The organism is Alphaproteobacteria bacterium (genome assembly GCA_005883305.1).
GTDB lineage: Bacteria > Pseudomonadota > Alphaproteobacteria > Sphingomonadales > Sphingomonadaceae > Allosphingosinicella.
In genome coordinates this window covers 1,399,532-1,415,532 of the sequence record VBAC01000001.1, presented here as the reverse complement: position 1 = coordinate 1,415,532, position 16,001 = coordinate 1,399,532, and the positions used below count along the sequence as shown (strand labels likewise).

Genomic DNA, 16,001 nt, shown 5'->3' with positions numbered 1-16,001 from the left:
CAGTTAAATGGAGCCGCCCGATGTGGGGGGAGTGGGCGGTGCATCGCTCGTCGTCAGATCGAGATACTCGACACGTGCCGCGCGGGTTCGCCGACGTATATGCGATCCGGTCAGCTCCTGATAGCCGGCCGTATAGGTGTAGCGTTCCATGCGGTAGGTCGCTTCCGTGCCGGCCGAGTAGGCGCGAGCGCGGATCGACTCGATCAGCGGGTCGGCCCAATCGGGATTGTTGCGATTTCTCAGGATTTCCAGGCCCGAGACACGGCCGTCCGGCATGATCCAGAACCCGACGTCGATCCATTTGTCCTCGAAATTGTCGGGCATGCTGGAATTCACGTTGGCAACGGTGAAATTACCCAAAGCAAGCTCGCTGGGACCCTGCATTCCCGCGCTGTCCACCGTATCGCGGACGGCCACGGTGTCCTGCACCTGCATTTGATAGGGGGGCGAGTAGATCAGTTGCCTGCGGGTTGCGGTCGAGGCGGATCGCCCGACTTCGGCGAGCAACGCATCCGCCCGCGCCGCTTGTCCCGCGCCGCGGTAGAAACGGGCGAGCAGCAGCCTGGCCCCGGTCGCCCGCATATGATCGGCGGCGGCGCCGAGCCGGGATAGCGCAATCAGCCGGGCCCGGGCATCGCTCTGCGGATCGACGATCAGCTCGAACCACAGAGACCGGAGCTCCGCTACCGTCGCGACGTCCTCGCGTCCCGCCGCGCGGGCGACTCGGGCCAGGTCCTGCAGCTCGCGCCGCGCGGCGGGCAGATTGCCGCGCTGCATCTGCATTTCGCTGACTTCGAGCCGCGCCGTGAAGTGGCGATGATCCTCGGCCGGTATTCCCTCCTGGAGCGCGCGCAGCGCACCGTAGGTGGAACGGCGCCCGTCCTCGTCCTCACCCAAGTGGCGCGAAAGTCTGGCATGGGCGCGGTAGAGATCGGAGACAGGCTCCGGATACCCCCGGGTCTGGTCCCGGTTGCGCCGAAGGGACGCCGCCACCGCGTCACGCCCCTCATGATAGGCCCCGTCGAGAAAGAGGGCTTCGGCGAGCGCGAGCGTCGCATCGGCATCTTCGTTGGGCGGGCAGTGGCGCGCGAGGCAGCGGGCGAGCGCGTCGCGATAGCCCTGCAGCCTCGGGCCGGTCACGATGATCGTCGGCTGATCGGTGGAAGCTTCCGGCTGCTGGGCACTAAGCGGGATTGCGGCGAACAAGGAAGCAAGTGGCAGAAGGCGGCGCATGATGACCTCCCCGAAGTCGGCGCCACAATAATGGCAATGCTATCCCGTTGAAAGCGTTAGATTACAAACAGCCGGGGCGATCAAGGCCCATTGCCCGGCCCGGCTGAGCGCGCACGTTGCTCGCGACCGGCAACGAGGCCTACCGCGCCTTCCGCGGCCGCGATCCGGACGTCGATGCGCTGCTGCGCCGGCGGGCTTTCCGACCAGCCGGCTGGGCGGCGGCGGAGCGTGCTGGAGTTCCGACTCAATTAGAAGATCGGGTGTCGTTGCCAACCAAGAGGAGTCACCCCGGCGAAGGCCGGGGCCCATGAACAGAAGCGGTCGAGGGCTGGCGTCGCGATCTTGCTTCACCTCGAAGGCCGTGTTCATGGGTCCCCGGCCTTCGCCGGGATGACTCTGTAATCGAACGAAAAACAACTCCCCTAATTGAGTACGACCCTAGCTCCCCGAGCCCGGAGACGGGTCCGCCTGCGAATCCACCAGCACGTCGAGCTGGTCCTGGCAGCCATTGGCGATCAAGGCGGCTGCGACGCTCTCGAGATCGGTGGGCTCGGCCGCGAGCGTGCGAAAGGTGATCCGGGTCGGCACCGCGACGCCCGGCTGAGTGAAGGTGTAGGTGCCGCCCGACAGCGGGCCGCCCGGCGACCAGGCGAGGATCGTCTCGCCCGCCGGCCATTGCAGCGTGGTCGGCCGCCCGCCCGGGGGAGTGATGGTGACCTGGCCCCGCGCCGTGCCGTCCGACCGCCAGAGCATCACGTTGGCCTCGTCGGGCAGCAGGCAGAAGGTGCCGCCCTGGCTGACGTCGACATGCCAGATCGTCGGCCCGCGCGGAACGATTCCGCCGGTGCGCACCGCGCCGATGCGGGCGCGGCGGCCGTCGTTGGCGGCGAGCGTCTGGGTGCCCGCGCGGACTGTGGCGCCGGGCGAGAAGGTGCCGGGACCGCGGAAGGTTCGCGTTCCCCCCGCCCCGAGCACGGTCACGAGGTCGCCGGGCTGGAGCGCGATCCGCGCATTGTCGGGGAGCGAGCGGCCGGCGGGATAGGCACCCACCGAAGGGCCGGCCGAGCGCACGACGAGGACATTGGCCGCGGCCGATACGGCGGCGCCGGCGGCGAGCAGCGCGACGGCCGCGCGGCCCAGGCTGAAGCTATTTGGACCCCAAGACAAAATGACCTCCCGGACCGACTTCGCGGATCCTATAGATGAAATATTGCAGCGCCGCATCCTCCGCATGGGCGGCCGCGATCTCCTCCAGCCGCGCGAGCGCCGACGTGTCGCCGCCGTCGAAGGCGCACCAGGCCTCGTTCAGCGCGCCCCGCGACGCCTCGTCCATGTCCGGGGCGGGCTCCCAGACCTCGAACGGCGTTCCGCGGCCGGAAACGACGATCCTGCCCATCGGGCGGAAGATGTCGAGGCTCGATTCGCTCTTGGCGGAATCGCTGACGAGCATGGTCGTCTTCAGCGCCTTGTTGGCCGATTCCAGCCGCGCCGCGCAGTTCATCGCGTCGCCGAGCGCGGTATATTGGATTCGCCGCTCGCCGCCGAAATTGCCGACGATGGCCTCGCCCCGGTGAAGCCCGACGCGGGTGCAGCCGATCGCCGGCACGTCGTCGCCGGCCGTGCGGCGGAATAACTCGCCCGCCTCGTACATCTCCCGCCCGGCGCGGACCGCGCGGTCGGCGTCGTCGGGCCTTGCGATCGGCGCCCCCCAAAAGGTCACCAGCGCGTCGCCGACGAACTTGTCGAGCGTTCCGCCATGCTTGAGGACGATGTCGCTCATCACATCGAGATAGCGGTTGAGCAGGCGCGACAGAGTCTCCGGGGTGATCGCGTGGCTGAGCTTGGTGAAGCCCTCGAGATCGGTGAACAGGGCGTAGATCCTGGTCTTCTCGCCGGTCAGGGCGAGCCGGTCGGGATCGCGCATGATCTCTTGCGCCACGTCGCGCGGAAGATATTTGCCGAGCGCCGACTGGGCGAAGCGGCGCTGCTCGGAACCGACCGCGCGCGCCGCCGCGCCGACGCCGATGAAGGCGAGCAGCCATCCCGCGCCCCAGCCGAAGGCGGGAAGCTCCAGCGTGTTCATCCGCATCGCCTGGAGCTGGAAGGGGACCCAGGCGATCAGCGCGATCTGGAGGAAGAGCGCCGCGCCCAGCCGCCAGCCGCGCAGCTCCAACCCGCTGGTGAGCGAGCCGGCGACGACGACGGCAAGCGCCGCCAGCCAGAGGACCCAGCCGGGAATGGGCCGCGGCATTCGCCCGTCGAGCTGCTGGGCGAGCATCTGGGCATGGACCTCCAGCCCCTTGGTGAAGCCGAGCCCGAAGCGAGTCGTCGGCGTTTCGAAATCGTCGACATCGTTGATGTCGCCGCCAATCAGCACGTAGCGGCCCCGAATCTGCTCGGCGAGGGAGGCGAAGACGATTTCGCGCGCTTCGGCGGGAATCTCGTCGAGCGCCCCCAGCGTCTCTACCGATATCCTGGTGAATCGGCGCGCGTCGGTCGACTGCGGCAGCAAGGTGAAATCGATCGCGCCGGTATAGCCGACGAACGCCGGGTGGCCGGAGGCCATGGCGTTGGCGAGAAGCGGAACCCCGGTGGAATCGGGCACCGGCCAGCGGCGCATCACGCCGTCCGCCTGGTCCGCGCCGAACCGGATGCTCGCCGGCCGCACGCGGCTCGATCCGACGCGCGTGAAGAAGCTCCGCAGCCAATCTTCCTGCCAGCCGGCGATCTGCGCCGGATTGGCCTCGTTGGTGCTGAAGGCCAGCCAGGTCGGCGTTCGCATCGTCCGGAGAGCCTGGATCAGTTGCTCGTCCTCGGGCTGCTGCTGGTCGATGAGGATGTCGATTCCGATCGCACGCGGCCCGAGCCGGTCGAGGGCTCGCAGCGCCCTCGCCAGCATGCCTCGGTCCAGCGGCGAGCGCTTGCCGAGCTGCTCCAGGGTCGCATCGTCGTAGACGACGAGGGCGATACGGTCGTCGGGCTGCTCCAGGACGGCGGCGTTCACCTTGAACCTGAGGTCGTAAAGCGCGCGCTCGGCATCGCTGAGCAAGGGCACCTGCCAGTCGTGGCGGGCGAGGTAGAGGCCGGCGGCGAGCAGGAGAATGGTGATGACGAGCCGCACCGGGCCGATCTGGCCCAGCGACAGCTTCAGCCGCTTGGTCCAGCCCGCCCGCTCCCCCTCGACCATCAGCGTGCCCCCGCTTTCACGGCCTGCGCCCAGGCGAGCTCGGCCAGCGGCTCGAGCCGGCCCACCATCTCGGCGGCATGGGCGGACGCGGCGGTGCCGCGGACGAGGCGGCCCTTGATTCCGTGGAGGATGCCGGCGAGGCGGAACAGGTTGAACGCCATGTAGAAGTCCATCTCCGCAATGCCGTCGCGCCCGGTCCGCGCGCAATAAGCGGCGATGTAGTCTTCCTCGTTCGGAATGCTGAGCGCTTCGAGGTCCCGGCCGGCCAGCGCATCGGGCATCCGGTACATCATCAAATGGTAGGAGAAGTCCGCCAGCGGATGGCCGAGCGTGGAAAGCTCCCAATCGAGCACCGCGAGCACACGCGGCTCGCTGGCATGGAAGATCATGTTGTCGCAGCGGAAATCGCCGTGGATCACGCGCGGCTCGGGCTCGTCGGGGGGGATGTTTTCGGGGAGCCATTCCACGAGACTGTCCATCGCCGCGAGCCGGCCGGCCTCGACGTCGGCGAGATATTGCTTCGACCAGCGGCCGATCTGCCGGGCGAAATAGTTGCCCGGCTTGCCATAGTCGGCGAGGCCCGCAGCCTCGGGATCGATGAGATGGAGCGCGGCGATGGTCGCGTTCATCGCGTCGAAATAGGCCGCGCGCTCCTCGCGCGGTACATCGAGAAAGGCCGGATCCCAGAAGATTCGGCCCTCGACCATCTCCATCACGTAGAAGGGCGTTCCGATCACCTCCTCGTCGAGGCACAGGCCGTAGCTCCGCGCAACGGGAAAGCCTTGGGCCCCAAGCGCGGTGATGACCCGATATTCGCGGTCGACCGCGTGCGCGCCCGGGAGCAGCTTGCCCGGCGGCTTGCGGCGCAGGACGTAGCTTCGAGCGGGAGTCACCAGCTTGTAGGTCGGATTCGATTGGCCGCCCTTGAACTGCTCCACTCGAAGCGGGCCGGCATAGCCTTCGACCTCGCGCGACATCCATCGTTCGAGCCGCGCGGAATTGAAGCCGTGGCCCTCGCGCACGGCTCCGGTCCCTTCATTCTGCTCGGCGCGATCCATCCTCCTCGTGGTGCACCAGCCGGGCGCCGCTTTCAAAAGCTTTTCGCGAACCCAAGCCCCGGACGACCGGGCCAAGATTGTTCCGGGCCCATTTCTATCGCGCCGAACTTGTGTTATCCTTCTTGGCGGTGGGCTGTGGTTGAGGGAGTTCGACTATGGCTAATCGTTCCTGCTTGCTCGCGGCCGTCTTCGCGGCCTGCGCCGTCCCCGCTTCGGCCAGCGTCTTCGTCGTCGGAAGCAGCGACGCCCGGCTCTGCTACCAGGCCGCGGATTCGCCGCTCAATCCCACCGTGCGGGACGTCAGGCGCTGCGACGATGCTTTGCTGCGCGAGAATTTGTCGCAATACGAGATCGTCGCGACCCATGTGAACCGCGGCATATTGCGGCTCAGGCGCGGTCTCGTCGAAGCCGCGATCACCGATTTCGACGAGGCGATCCGGCTCGATCCCGAGCAGGCCGAAGCCTATCTCAACAAGGGCACCGCCTTGCTTCGCCGCGACAATCCGACCGAGGCGCTTCAGCTCTACACGGTTGCGCTCGAACGCGACACGTCGCGCCCGGCGATCGCGCATTACGGCCGGGCGATCGCCAATGAGCAGCTCGGCAACGTCCGCCAGGCCTATGCGGATTACCAGCTTGCCAGCCAGCTCGCGCCCGAATGGAACGATCCGCGGGTGGAATTGCAGCGTTTTCGGGTCGTTCCGCACTAAAAGGAATGAACCCGGCAACGGTCTGGTCGGTTATCCTGTACGAGCTCCCCTTTCGCAGGATGACCGGCCATGACCTTCACCCTTCCAGCCCTTCCGTTCGCCCGTGACGCGCTCGGCAAGTTCATGTCGGCCGAGACTCTCGATTTCCATCATGGCAAGCATCACAAGGCCTATGTCGACAAGGCCAACGCGCTGATCGCCGACAAGGGGATCGAGACGCGCTCGCTGGTCGAGACGATCCGCTCGGCGAAGGAGCAGGGCGACACAGGCCTGTTCAACAATGCGGCCCAGATCTGGAACCACAGCTTCTTCTGGCAATGCCTCGCGCCGCCCGAGGGTCAGCGCCCGTCGGGCAAGCTGGCGGCGATGATCGAGGAGGATTTCGGAACGGCCGAGCAGCTGCTCGCCAGGCTGAAGGACGAAGCGGTCGGCCATTTCGCGAGCGGCTGGGCCTGGCTGGTGCTCGACGGCGGCCGGCTCAGGATCACCTCGCTCCACGACGCCGACACGCCGGCGGTCCACGACGGGATGAAGCCGCTGCTGACCCTCGATGTGTGGGAGCACGCCTATTACATCGACTATCGCAACGAGCGGCCGCGCTTCGCCGAGAGCGTCCTCGGCAACATCGTCAACTGGGACTTCGTCGGCCGCAACCTCGACGGCGAAGGGCTGGAGCGCGCCGACCAGGACGCCGGGGCGCTGGCCGAGGCCTAAGGGGATTATCATTTCTTCGCTCATCCTGAGTAGCCGCCTGAGCGAAGTCGAAGCGGCGTATCGGTCCTTCGATAGGGGCCTTCGCCAGGCTCAGTCCCTACTCAGGATGAGCGGGAGGAGGTGATTCCATCTCGCGCACCATGTGAGTGACGAGGTCGCCGCGCTGGTGCTGCGCGATGATCGTGGCATTCATCTCGTAGAGCGCGCGCAGATAGGCGGTATCCGCCCTGGTGAGCGCCACCGGACGGCGCTCGGGCGGGCAGGCCGGGTTCATCAGATTGACGATCGTGTCGGAGTCGTTGCAGGCTTCGGCCACCGGCGTCTGGGCCAGCGCGAGAAAGGCCAGCAGCTCGGCGATCGCGTCCGTGTCCTGGCCCTCGGCCACGCGGACATCGGCGAAGATGAGCACATGGGCGAGGCCGCTGCTGAGCCCGGCGGTGAGCCGGCTGTCGGACCTGCCTCCCGGGACGGGCTGGCCGGCGACGTCGATTGTCTCCGTACCGATGACGCCACCTTGGTTTCTGGAACCGTCGCCGCTGGTGGTCGTGACGTACCAGGCCTGGACCGGCTGGCGCACGCGCATCAGCCGCGCGCCCTCCGAAGCGTAATGGAAGCCGACGATCAGCGAATTGCGCCGCGCCGCCGCCCGGATCATCCTCTGCGGCTCGGTGGTGAAGCCGATGCGCACGTTCGGCCTGCACGGATCGGCGCGGTTGGTGCGGATGCCGATGCTGTCGGCGATGTCCATCACGCGGTTGGAGATGCGCGCGTTGAGCTCGAGCGGCAGGCCCCAGGTGCGCACGCAGATCGGAACGTGCCAGCGCGCATATTGGCCGATTCGGGTGCGCACCGCATGGCTCTCGACGAAGTCGTGCGCCTCGCGGTGGATTTGCTCCGCGTTCGGCCTTTCACCGGTGACGATGATCGGCGGCTCTTGTGCCGCAAGGAGAAGCGCGAGCAGGACGAACTCGAGGCGCATCGGCAGACCCCTCAGGTCTTCAGCCGATACCCCGTGCGAAACATCCAGGCAATGACAACGAGGCAGAGCGCGAGGAAGCCCGCGGTGGCGGCGAGGCTGAGCTCGACGCTGACGTCGCCCTTGCCGTAGAAGCTCCAGCGAAAGCCGCTGATCAGGTAGACGACCGGATTGAAGTGGGTGACCGTGCGCCACGGCTCGCCGAGCATGTCGACCGAGTAGAAGGCGCCGCCGAGGAAGGTGAGGGGGGTTACGATCAGCATCGGGATGAACTGGATCTGCTCGAAATTCTGGCCCCAGATGCCGATGATGAAGCCGAACAGGCAGAAGGCGACGGAGATCAGAACGAGGAAGGCGACCATCCAGACGGGATGGAGGATCTGGATCGGAACGAAGAAGGCCGCCGTGGCGAGGATGACGAGGCCGAGCGCGATCGACTTGGTCGCCGCCGCGCCGACATAGCCGAGCACCGTCTCGAAGGGAGAGATCGGGGCCGAGAGCAATTCGTAGATCGTGCCGGTGAACTTGGGGAAGAAGATTCCGAAGCTGGAATTGAAGATGCTCTGCGTGAACAAGGAGAGCATGATCAGACCCGGGACGATGAAGGCGCCGTAGGGCACGCCCTGCACCTCGGTCATCCGCGAGCCGATCGCCGCGCCGAACACGACGAAATAGAGCGAGGTGGTGATGACAGGGGTGACGAGGCTCTGCCACAAAGTGCGCAGCGCTCGCGCCATCTCGAAGCGGTAGATCGCCCAGGTGCCGTAGACGTTCACGCGGCGTCCTTCCTGTGGACGAGGCTGACGAAGATATCTTCCAGCGAGCTTTGGCGGGTGTGGAGGTCCTTGAAGGCGATGCCCGCATCGCTCATCGCCCGGAGCAAAGAGGGCACGCCGGTCTTTTCGGCATTGGCGTCGAACACGTAGAGCAGCTCGTGCCCATCGGCCTTCAGCGCCAGGTCCCAGTCCGCGAGTGCCGGCGGGATGGTCTCGAGCGGCTCGACCAGGTTGAGCGTCAGCTCCTTCTTGCCGAGCTTCTTCATCAGGCTGGCCTTCTCCTCGACGAGGATCAGCTCGCCATGGCTGATGACGCCGACCCGATCGGCCATTTCCTCGGCCTCCTCGATATAATGGGTGGTGAGGATGATGGTGACTCCGCTCTCGCGCAGCTGGCGGACCAGGTTCCACATGTCGCGGCGAAGCTCGACGTCAACGCCCGCGGTGGGCTCGTCGAGGAACAGCACCTCGGGCTCGTGGCTGAGCGCCTTGGCGATCATCACCCGGCGCTTCATCCCGCCCGAAAGCTCCATGATCTTCGACTTGCGCTTGTCCCAGAGCGACAGCTCCTTCAGCACCTTCTCGATATGCGGGGGGTTCGGCGCGCAGCCGAACAGGCCGCGCGAGAAGCTGACCGTCGCCCAGACCGTCTCGAACGCGTCGGTGTGCAGCTCCTGCGGGACGAGGCCGATCTTGCGGCGGGTGAAGCGATAGTCGCCCTGGATGTCGCGGCCCTCGACGGTGACCGTCCCCGTGGTCGGCGTGACGATCCCGCAGACGATCGAGATGAGGGTGGTCTTGCCGGCGCCGTTCGGCCCCAGAAGCGCGAAGATCTCGCCCTTTCGTATCTCGAGGTCGACCGTCTTCAGCGCCTGGAGCCCCGACTTGTAGGTCTTGCTGAGCCCCCTGACGGCGATGACCGGCTCCACGCGCGTCCCCCCTTATTCGACCGGCGCCATCGGCGGCGGCTCCTTGGCCGGCTCGTCGAGCGCGAGGCCGTGGCGAAGCAGCATCGGCATGTTGGCGAGGATGAAGATGAAGGTCGCGGGGATGAACAGCCAGAGCTTGGAGCCGGCCCAGAAATCGGTGCTGGTCGTGCGCCAGATCGCCTCGTTGACCACGGCCATGCAGGCGAAGAAGATGATCCAGTTGCGCGTCAGCAGGTTCCAGCCCCGCTCGGAAAGGCCCGGATAGGCCGCTCCGAGCACAAGCTTCAACAGGTTGCGCCCGGTCCTGAGGCCGAACAGGAGCAGCAAGGCGACCGTACCGTAATAGATGGTCGGCTTGATCTTGATGAAGCTCTCGTTGTGCAGCCAGATGGTGAGTCCCCCGAGCACGACGACCATCAGGCCGGAGAACCAGAGCAAGGGCGAGATCCGCCCGTATCTGATCTGCGAGATCAGCATCGCCACCAGCATCGCCGCCATGAACACGCCGGTGGCGACGAAGATTCGCAGGGCGTCGGGCACGGGGGCGAGGATATTGGCGAGGAAGAAAAGGACCAGCGGACCGTAATCGATGGTGAGCATCGCGGCTGTGCCGGGCTTCGGCTTCTGTGCGGTCTCCAGGCTCATGCCGCGCTCCCGGCGATCGCCCGGGCAGCCTCGGCCGGATCGAACGGGCGAAGGTCGTCCATCCCCTCGCCGACGCCGATGGCGTGGATCGGCAGGCCGTAGGCGTCGGCCGCGGCGACCAGAATGCCGCCGCGCGCCGTGCCGTCGAGCTTGGTCATGACCAGGCCGGTCACTCCCGCCACCTCGCGGAACACCTCGATCTGGCTGAGCGCGTTCTGGCCGGTGGTCGCGTCGAGCACGAGCACGACGTCGTGGGGCGCGGCCGGATTGAGCCGGCCGAGCACTCGGCGGATCTTGGCGAGCTCGTCCATCAAATCCTTCTTGTTCTGGAGCCGGCCGGCGGTGTCGACGATCAGCACGTCTATGCCTTCCGCGGTGGCCTTCTTGACCCCGTCGAAGACGATCGCGGAGCTGTCCGAGCCTTCCGGGCCGGCGATGATCGGCACGCCTGCGCGATCGGCCCAGATGCGGAGCTGGTCGATCGCCGCCGCGCGGAACGTGTCGCCGGCGGCGAGGAGCACCGAATAATCCTGCTCCATGAAAAGATGGGCGAGCTTGGCGATGGTCGTGGTCTTGCCCGATCCGTTGACTCCGACGACGAGGATCACCTGCGGGCGCGGGAAGGCGTCGATCTCGAGCCGTTCGGCGACGGGGGCGAGGATCTTCTCCAGCTCCTCCGCGACGACCGCGCGCACCGCCTCCTCGCTGATGCCGCGCTCGAAGCGCTCGCCCTCGAGCCGCGCCCGGACCTTCGCGGCGGTGCGCGGGCCGAGGTCGGAGGCGACCAGGGCCTCCTCGATGTGGTCGAGCGTCGCCGGATCGAGGCTGGCGCGGGTGATGAGGCCGGTGAGATTGTCGCCGAGCCGGGCGTTGGTCTTCTGAAAGCCGAGCCGCATGCGCTCGTACCAGGACGCATCCGTCACGCGGGCACTCCGATCAGGGTGCCGTTTTCAAGGCCCGTGACTTGCACCGCCAGGACGTCACCCCCGCGAAATTGGACAGGTGCGCAGTGCCCCGCACTGCGCAGCCACGTCCGGGGGACGTGGCGATCCTGTTCAATGGGGTCCAGCTTTTCTCCAGTGAAGGAAGCTGGATTCCCGCTTTCGCGGGAATGACGGACTCGGACCGGCGCGAAATTCTCTGCGTGGCCCTTGCCGTCATTTTCCATCAGCACCCGCTGCGTCGTCCCCACCAGACCCTCAAGCCATGCCGCCCTGCGCCGCGCGCAGGCCTCCCGCAGGCGGCGGGCGCGCTCTTTGGCGATGGCGGGAGGGACCTGGGGCATGCGGGCGGCCGGAGTGCCACGCTTCGGCGAGAAGGGGAAGATGTGGCCCATCACGATGTCGCATTCGTCGACCAGACGGAGCGTGTTCCCGGCCATCTCGTCGCTCTCGGTGGGGAAGCCGGCGATCAAATCGGCGCCGATCGCGATTTCGGGGCGTTTCTCCTTGAGCCGCGCCACCGTCTCGACCGCGTCGGAGCGCGAATGGCGGCGCTTCATCCGCTTCAGGATCAGGTCGTCGCCGGCCTGGAAGCTCATGTGCAGGTGCGGCATGAAGCGCGGCTCGCCCGTGGCGATGTCGAACAGGCGGTCGTCCATCTCGATGCAGTCGAGCGACGAGAGCCTGAGGCGTGGAAGATCCGGCACGTGGCGCAGGATGCGTTCGATCAACTGGCCCAGCGTGGGCCCGCCCGGGAGATCCGGGCCGTAGCTGGTCACATCGACGCCGGTCAGGACCACTTCCCGGAACCCTTCGCCGACCAGCGCCTTGATCCGCTCGACGACGAGCCCTGCAGGGACCGAGCGGCTGTTCCCGCGTCCGTAGGGGATGATGCAGAAGGTGCAGCGATGGTCGCACCCGTTCTGCACCTCGACGAACGCGCGCGAGCGCTCGGCGAAGCCGGAGACGAGGTGCGGCGCGGTCTCGCGCACCTCCATGATGTCGGAGACCCGGATTTCGGCCTGTGCCGGAACCAAAAACCCGTTCGCCCCGAGCGAAGTCGAGGGGCCCCGCCGAGCGAAGTCGAGGCTTTCGCTTCTCGGCTTCGCTCGAAAGGGTGTCTCGACTTCGCTCGACACGAACGGTTGATAGCTTGAAGCTTCAAGTTTTTCGGTATTGCCCAACACCCGGTCCACCTCGGGCATCGCCGCGAAGCTCTCCGGCTCGACCTGCGCCGCGCAGCCGGTGACGAACACGCGCGCGTCCGGCCGCGCCCGCTTGGCCCTCCGGATCGCCTGACGGGTCTGGCGAACCGCCTCGTTGGTCACCGCGCAGCTGTTGACGATGATCAGGTCGTCCTGCGCGTCCGCAAGCGCGCGCATGGCCTCGCTCTCCGCTTTGTTGAGGCGGCAGCCGAGCGTGATGACCTCCGGCCCGCTCACAGCGCCATCTCGCCGGTGAAGACGTGGGTGGCGGGGCCGGTCATCCGGATCGAGTCGCCCTCAGCCCATTCGATCACGAGCGTCCCGCCCGGGAGCTTCACTCCGACCGGAGAGGTCGATTGTCCGTATTTGATCGCCGCCACCGCAGTCGCGCAGGCGCCCGTGCCGCAGGCCTGGGTCAGGCCAGCCCCACGCTCCCACACGTGTAGGACGAGCCCGGACCGGCGGACCCCCTCGATGCTCATGCCCCCGATGGAGGCTTCGGCGACGTTCACGTTCACGCCTTGCGGGAACAGCGGGTCCTTCTCGATGAGGGGTCCCAGCCGGGCGAGATCGATCCCGGACGCATCCTCCATCAGGAACACGACATGCGGATTGCCGACATTGACCGCGACCGGATTCTGCAGATCTTCCCAGCCGACCGGCATCCGCGCGGTGTCCATCGGGTAGGCGAGGGGGATTTCGTCCCAGCCGAAGCGCGGCACGCCCATGTCCACCGTGGCCCCTGAGCCGTTGGCCCTGGCCGTGAGGATGCCGCCCTTCGTCTCGATCGTCGAAGCCCCGAGCAGGGCCACGCAGCGCGTCGCATTGCCGCAGGATTCGACCTCGCCGCCGTCGGCGTTCCAGATTCGCATGCGCACGTCGGCGACGTCGGAAGGCTCGAGCAGGATCACCTGGTCGCAACCGACGCCGGTATGCCGATCGGCGATGCTCCGCGCCCGCGCGGCGTCCATCGCCACCGCCCCTTTGCGGGCGTCGAGGATGACGAAATCGTTGCCGAGGCCGTGCATCTTGTGGAAGCGGGTCATTGCGAGAGGCGATCTAGGGGGCGGCCGGGCTCAAGTCCACCTTGCCTTCCGCTCTCTCAACCCCTATGTGGCCGCCATCCCGATGACGGGTGAGTTTCGAAGCGCCACGAGCGCGCGCTGGCCGGCGAGGTTTCGCCCGCCGGCGTTTTTCGTTTGGCGCGGCTGATGAGGAAGACCGGATGTTCGAGAGCCTGAGCGATCGTCTGAGCGGCGTGTTCGACCGCCTGCGCGGCCGCGGCGCATTGAACGAGGCCGACGTGCGCGGCGCGATGCGCGAAGTGCGGATCGCGTTGCTCGAGGCGGATGTCGCGCTTCCGGTGGTGCGCGAGTTCGTCGACCGGGCGACCGAGCAGGCGGTCGGCCAGCAGGTTCTGCGCTCGGTCACTCCGGGCCAGCAGGTGGTCAAGATCGTCCACGACGCCCTGGTCGAGATGCTCGGCGCCGAGGAGGCGGGCCTGGAGCTCGCGGTCACTCCGCCGGCGGTGATCATGATGGTCGGTCTGCAGGGCTCGGGCAAGACGACGACCACCGCCAAGATCGCCAAGCGGCTCACCGAGAAGGACCGCAAGAAGGTGATGATGGCGTCCTTGGACGTCGCCCGCCCGGCGGCGCAGGAGCAGCTCGCCGTGCTCGGCCGCCAGGCCGACGTCGCGACGCTTCCGGTCGTCGCGGGCCAGCAACCGGTCGAGATCGCAAAGCGCGCGCTCAATGCGGCGCGGCTGCAGGGCTATGACGTGCTGATGCTCGACACCGCAGGCCGGCTCCACGTCGATCAGGCCCTGATGGACGAGATGAAGGCTGTCGCCCAAGCGTCCGTTCCCAATGAGATTCTACTCGTCGCCGATTCCATGACCGGTCAGGACGCGGTCAACGTCGCCAAGAGCTTCGCCGACCAGATCGACCTCACCGGCGTGGTGCTGACGCGGATGGACGGCGATGCCCGCGGCGGCGCGGCTTTGTCGATGCGCGCGGTCACCGGGCGGCCGATCAAGTTCGCCGGCACGGGCGAGGCGATCGACAGACTTGAGCCCTTCCATCCCGAGCGGGTCGCCGGGCGAATCCTCGGAATGGGCGACGTGGTCAGCCTCGTCGAGCGCGCGCAGGAGACGATCAAGGCCGAAGAGGCCGAGGCGATGGCGGCCAAGATGGCCAAGGGCCAGTTCGACCTCAACGACCTTCGCCAGCAGCTCCAGCAGATGCAGCGCATGGGCGGCCTCGGCGCGCTCGCCTCGATGCTTCCGGGCATCGGCAAGATGAAGAACCAGATCAACGAGAGCGGGGTCTTGGAGGGCAATGTCCTCGGCCGGCTCGACGCGATCATCAGCTCGATGACTCCGAAGGAGCGCCTGAAGCCCGAACTGATGAACGCCAAGCGCAAGATCCGCGTCGCCAACGGCTCGGGCACGACGGTGCAGGAGGTCAACAAGCTCCTCAAGATGCACCAGGAAATGTCCACCGCGATGAAGAAGATCCGCAAGATGGGCGGGCTCGGCAAGCTGGGCGCCCTGTTCGGCGGCGGTGGCGGCATGGGCGGCATGGGCGGAGCAGGGGGCCTCGGCGGCCTCGGCGGCCCTGGCGGGATGCCGCCGGGCGGCCTGCCCGGCCTTCCCGGCGGCGGTGGCGCACCGTTCAATCTTCCCAAGAATTTCAAGAAATAAGTATCAGAAAGGAAACGTAAAATGGCAGTTGCAATCAGGCTTTCCCGGGGCGGCGCGAAGAAGCGGCCTTATTACAAGATCGTCGTCGCCGATGCGCGCAATGCGCGCGACGGCAAGTTCATCGAGCGCGTCGGCAGCTACAATCCGCTGCTGCCCAAGGACAGCGAAGAGCGCGTGAAGCTCGACGCCGACCGCATCCGGCATTGGCTCAGCGTCGGCGCCCAGCCGAGCGATCGCGTGCTCCGCTTCCTCGATGCCGCCGGCATCAAGGAGCGCACCGCCAAGAATAACCCGAACAAGGGTCTGCCGGGCGAGAAGGCCAAGGAGCGCGCCGAGGAGCGTGCGACGAAGGAGGCCGAGGCCGCCGAAGCCGCCAACGCCCCCGCCGAGGAGGTCGCCGAGACCGCGGCCGAGGAAGAGACCGTAGAGGTCGCCGCCGAGGCGATCGAGGCCGCGACGCCCGACGTCGCCGAAGAGGCTCCGCAGGCGGAAGCCGAGGCGGCTGCCGAAGAGGCTCCCGAGGCTGCTGCCGAAGAGGCCCCGGCCGAAGCCGCTGCCGAAGAGACCCCGGCTGCTGAGGAAGCTCCGGCCGAACCCGCCGCCGAGACGGCCCCGGCGGCTGAGGAAGCGCCGGCCGATACCGTTGCCGAGGAAGCTCCGGCCGCCGAGGAAGCCGCTACCGAGACCGCGGAGGAGGCCACGCCGGCCGAGGACGCCGCCAACAAGGGCGAATCCGCCGAGGCCCCGGTCGAAGGCGCCGACGACGCCGCTCCCGAGGAGGGCGCGGAGAAGGCCGAGCAGGCCTAATCTTGATCGCCGCCCAGTCTCTAAAGCCCTCCCCCTTGATGGGGGAGGGTTGGGCGGGGGTGGAGTGTCCGAAGAGTCACCGCTCTTCATTGACTCCACCCCACCCCCAACCCCTC

The 16,001-nt window shown here is 67.3% G+C and carries 15 protein-coding genes and 1 pseudogene; 5 read left to right on the top strand and 11 right to left on the bottom strand.

Translation table 11 applies throughout. From position 1 onward, the window contains the following. Positions 1-3: 3 nt before the first annotated feature. Positions 4-1,233, bottom strand: coding sequence for a hypothetical protein (locus E6G92_07085; protein TMJ19533.1), 1,230 nt, complete (start codon positions 1,231-1,233; stop codon positions 4-6). A 110-nt stretch (positions 1,234-1,343) separates the two neighbouring features. Here E6G92_07085 and E6G92_07080 point away from each other — a divergent pair. Next, a pseudogene (locus E6G92_07080) lies at positions 1,344-1,433 on the top strand (M3 family metallopeptidase). Positions 1,434-1,671: 238 nt separating this feature from the next. Here the strand turns inward: E6G92_07080 and E6G92_07075 are convergent. Genes E6G92_07075 through E6G92_07065 form a run of 3 tightly spaced genes read right to left on the bottom strand, consistent with a single transcriptional unit; the run spans position 1,672 to position 5,478 of the window. Then, positions 1,672-2,400 (bottom strand): hypothetical protein, encoded by a 729-nt coding sequence (locus E6G92_07075; protein TMJ19532.1) that lies wholly within the window; start codon positions 2,398-2,400, stop codon positions 1,672-1,674. Beyond that, positions 2,381-4,420: an adenylate/guanylate cyclase domain-containing protein gene (locus tag E6G92_07070; GenBank protein TMJ19531.1), complete on the bottom strand. Its 2,040-nt coding sequence runs from the start codon at positions 4,418-4,420 to the stop codon at positions 2,381-2,383. The genes E6G92_07075 and E6G92_07070 overlap by 20 nt, the downstream gene beginning before the upstream one ends. After that, positions 4,420-5,478, bottom strand: a complete 1,059-nt coding sequence (locus E6G92_07065) for a phosphotransferase family protein (protein TMJ19530.1) — start codon at positions 5,476-5,478, stop codon at positions 4,420-4,422. Before E6G92_07065 ends, E6G92_07070 begins: the two co-directional genes overlap by 1 nt. A gap of 155 nt (positions 5,479-5,633) precedes the next feature. Here E6G92_07065 and E6G92_07060 point away from each other — a divergent pair, with 155 nt between their 5' ends. Both E6G92_07060 and E6G92_07055 read left to right on the top strand, forming a co-directional pair. Further along, positions 5,634-6,188, top strand: a complete 555-nt coding sequence (locus E6G92_07060) for a tetratricopeptide repeat protein (protein TMJ19529.1) — start codon at positions 5,634-5,636, stop codon at positions 6,186-6,188. A 69-nt stretch (positions 6,189-6,257) separates the two neighbouring features. Next, positions 6,258-6,902, top strand: a complete 645-nt coding sequence (locus E6G92_07055; GenBank protein ID TMJ19528.1) for a superoxide dismutase — start codon at positions 6,258-6,260, stop codon at positions 6,900-6,902. Positions 6,903-6,999: 97 nt separating this feature from the next. On the opposite strand, the gene E6G92_07050 is transcribed toward E6G92_07055, so the two are convergent. Genes E6G92_07050 through E6G92_07020 form a run of 7 tightly spaced genes read right to left on the bottom strand, consistent with a single transcriptional unit; the run spans position 7,000 to position 13,420 of the window. Then, positions 7,000-7,881: a hypothetical protein gene (locus E6G92_07050; protein TMJ19527.1), complete on the bottom strand. Its 882-nt coding sequence runs from the start codon at positions 7,879-7,881 to the stop codon at positions 7,000-7,002. Between the two features lie 11 nt (positions 7,882-7,892). Further along, on the bottom strand, positions 7,893-8,654 hold the full coding sequence (locus tag E6G92_07045; protein ID TMJ19526.1) for a sugar ABC transporter permease: 762 nt from the start codon (positions 8,652-8,654) through the stop codon (positions 7,893-7,895). Continuing rightward, a complete protein-coding gene (locus E6G92_07040) occupies positions 8,651-9,583 on the bottom strand; it encodes an ABC transporter ATP-binding protein (GenBank protein TMJ19525.1) in 933 nt (310 codons plus the stop codon). The genes E6G92_07045 and E6G92_07040 overlap by 4 nt, the downstream gene beginning before the upstream one ends. A 12-nt stretch (positions 9,584-9,595) precedes the next feature. Continuing rightward, on the bottom strand, positions 9,596-10,228 hold the full coding sequence (locus E6G92_07035) for a septation protein IspZ (GenBank protein ID TMJ19524.1): 633 nt from the start codon (positions 10,226-10,228) through the stop codon (positions 9,596-9,598). After that, positions 10,225-11,151, bottom strand: a complete 927-nt coding sequence (gene ftsY / locus E6G92_07030) for a signal recognition particle-docking protein FtsY (GenBank protein TMJ19523.1) — start codon at positions 11,149-11,151, stop codon at positions 10,225-10,227. The genes E6G92_07035 and ftsY overlap by 4 nt, the downstream gene beginning before the upstream one ends. Further along, positions 11,148-12,611: a tRNA (N(6)-L-threonylcarbamoyladenosine(37)-C(2))-methylthiotransferase MtaB gene (gene mtaB, locus E6G92_07025; GenBank protein TMJ19522.1), complete on the bottom strand. Its 1,464-nt coding sequence runs from the start codon at positions 12,609-12,611 to the stop codon at positions 11,148-11,150. Before mtaB ends, ftsY begins: the two co-directional genes overlap by 4 nt. Continuing rightward, positions 12,608-13,420: a diaminopimelate epimerase gene (locus tag E6G92_07020; GenBank protein ID TMJ19521.1), complete on the bottom strand. Its 813-nt coding sequence runs from the start codon at positions 13,418-13,420 to the stop codon at positions 12,608-12,610. Before E6G92_07020 ends, mtaB begins: the two co-directional genes overlap by 4 nt. A gap of 179 nt (positions 13,421-13,599) precedes the next feature. On the opposite strand from E6G92_07020, the gene E6G92_07015 reads away from it, so the two are divergent. Then, positions 13,600-15,078 carry a signal recognition particle protein gene (locus tag E6G92_07015; GenBank protein ID TMJ19520.1) on the top strand — a complete coding sequence of 493 codons (1,479 nt, stop codon included), beginning with the start codon at positions 13,600-13,602 and terminating at the stop codon, positions 15,076-15,078. Positions 15,079-15,099: 21 nt separating this feature from the next. Next, complete coding sequence (rpsP, locus tag E6G92_07010) at positions 15,100-15,885, top strand: 30S ribosomal protein S16 (GenBank protein ID TMJ19519.1); 786 nt, start codon at positions 15,100-15,102, stop codon at positions 15,883-15,885. Positions 15,886-16,001 lie beyond the last annotated feature (116 nt).

Bases quoted from the DNA above. Each gene is read 5' to 3' on its own strand.
- rpsP (TMJ19519.1), top strand. From the start codon at position 15,100: ATGGCAGTTGCAATCAGGCTTTCCCGGGGCGGCGCGAAGAAGCGGCCT.
- E6G92_07035 (TMJ19524.1), bottom strand. From the start codon at position 10,228: ATGAGCCTGGAGACCGCACAGAAGCCGAAGCCCGGCACAGCCGCGATG.
- E6G92_07020 (TMJ19521.1), bottom strand. From the start codon at position 13,420: ATGACCCGCTTCCACAAGATGCACGGCCTCGGCAACGATTTCGTCATC.
- E6G92_07060 (TMJ19529.1), top strand. From the start codon at position 5,634: ATGGCTAATCGTTCCTGCTTGCTCGCGGCCGTCTTCGCGGCCTGCGCC.
- E6G92_07070 (TMJ19531.1), bottom strand. From the start codon at position 4,420: ATGGTCGAGGGGGAGCGGGCGGGCTGGACCAAGCGGCTGAAGCTGTCG.
- E6G92_07055 (TMJ19528.1), top strand. From the start codon at position 6,258: ATGACCTTCACCCTTCCAGCCCTTCCGTTCGCCCGTGACGCGCTCGGC.
- E6G92_07050 (TMJ19527.1), bottom strand. From the start codon at position 7,881: ATGCGCCTCGAGTTCGTCCTGCTCGCGCTTCTCCTTGCGGCACAAGAG.
- E6G92_07065 (TMJ19530.1), bottom strand. From the start codon at position 5,478: ATGGATCGCGCCGAGCAGAATGAAGGGACCGGAGCCGTGCGCGAGGGC.
- E6G92_07015 (TMJ19520.1), top strand. From the start codon at position 13,600: ATGTTCGAGAGCCTGAGCGATCGTCTGAGCGGCGTGTTCGACCGCCTG.
- E6G92_07085 (TMJ19533.1), bottom strand. From the start codon at position 1,233: ATGCGCCGCCTTCTGCCACTTGCTTCCTTGTTCGCCGCAATCCCGCTT.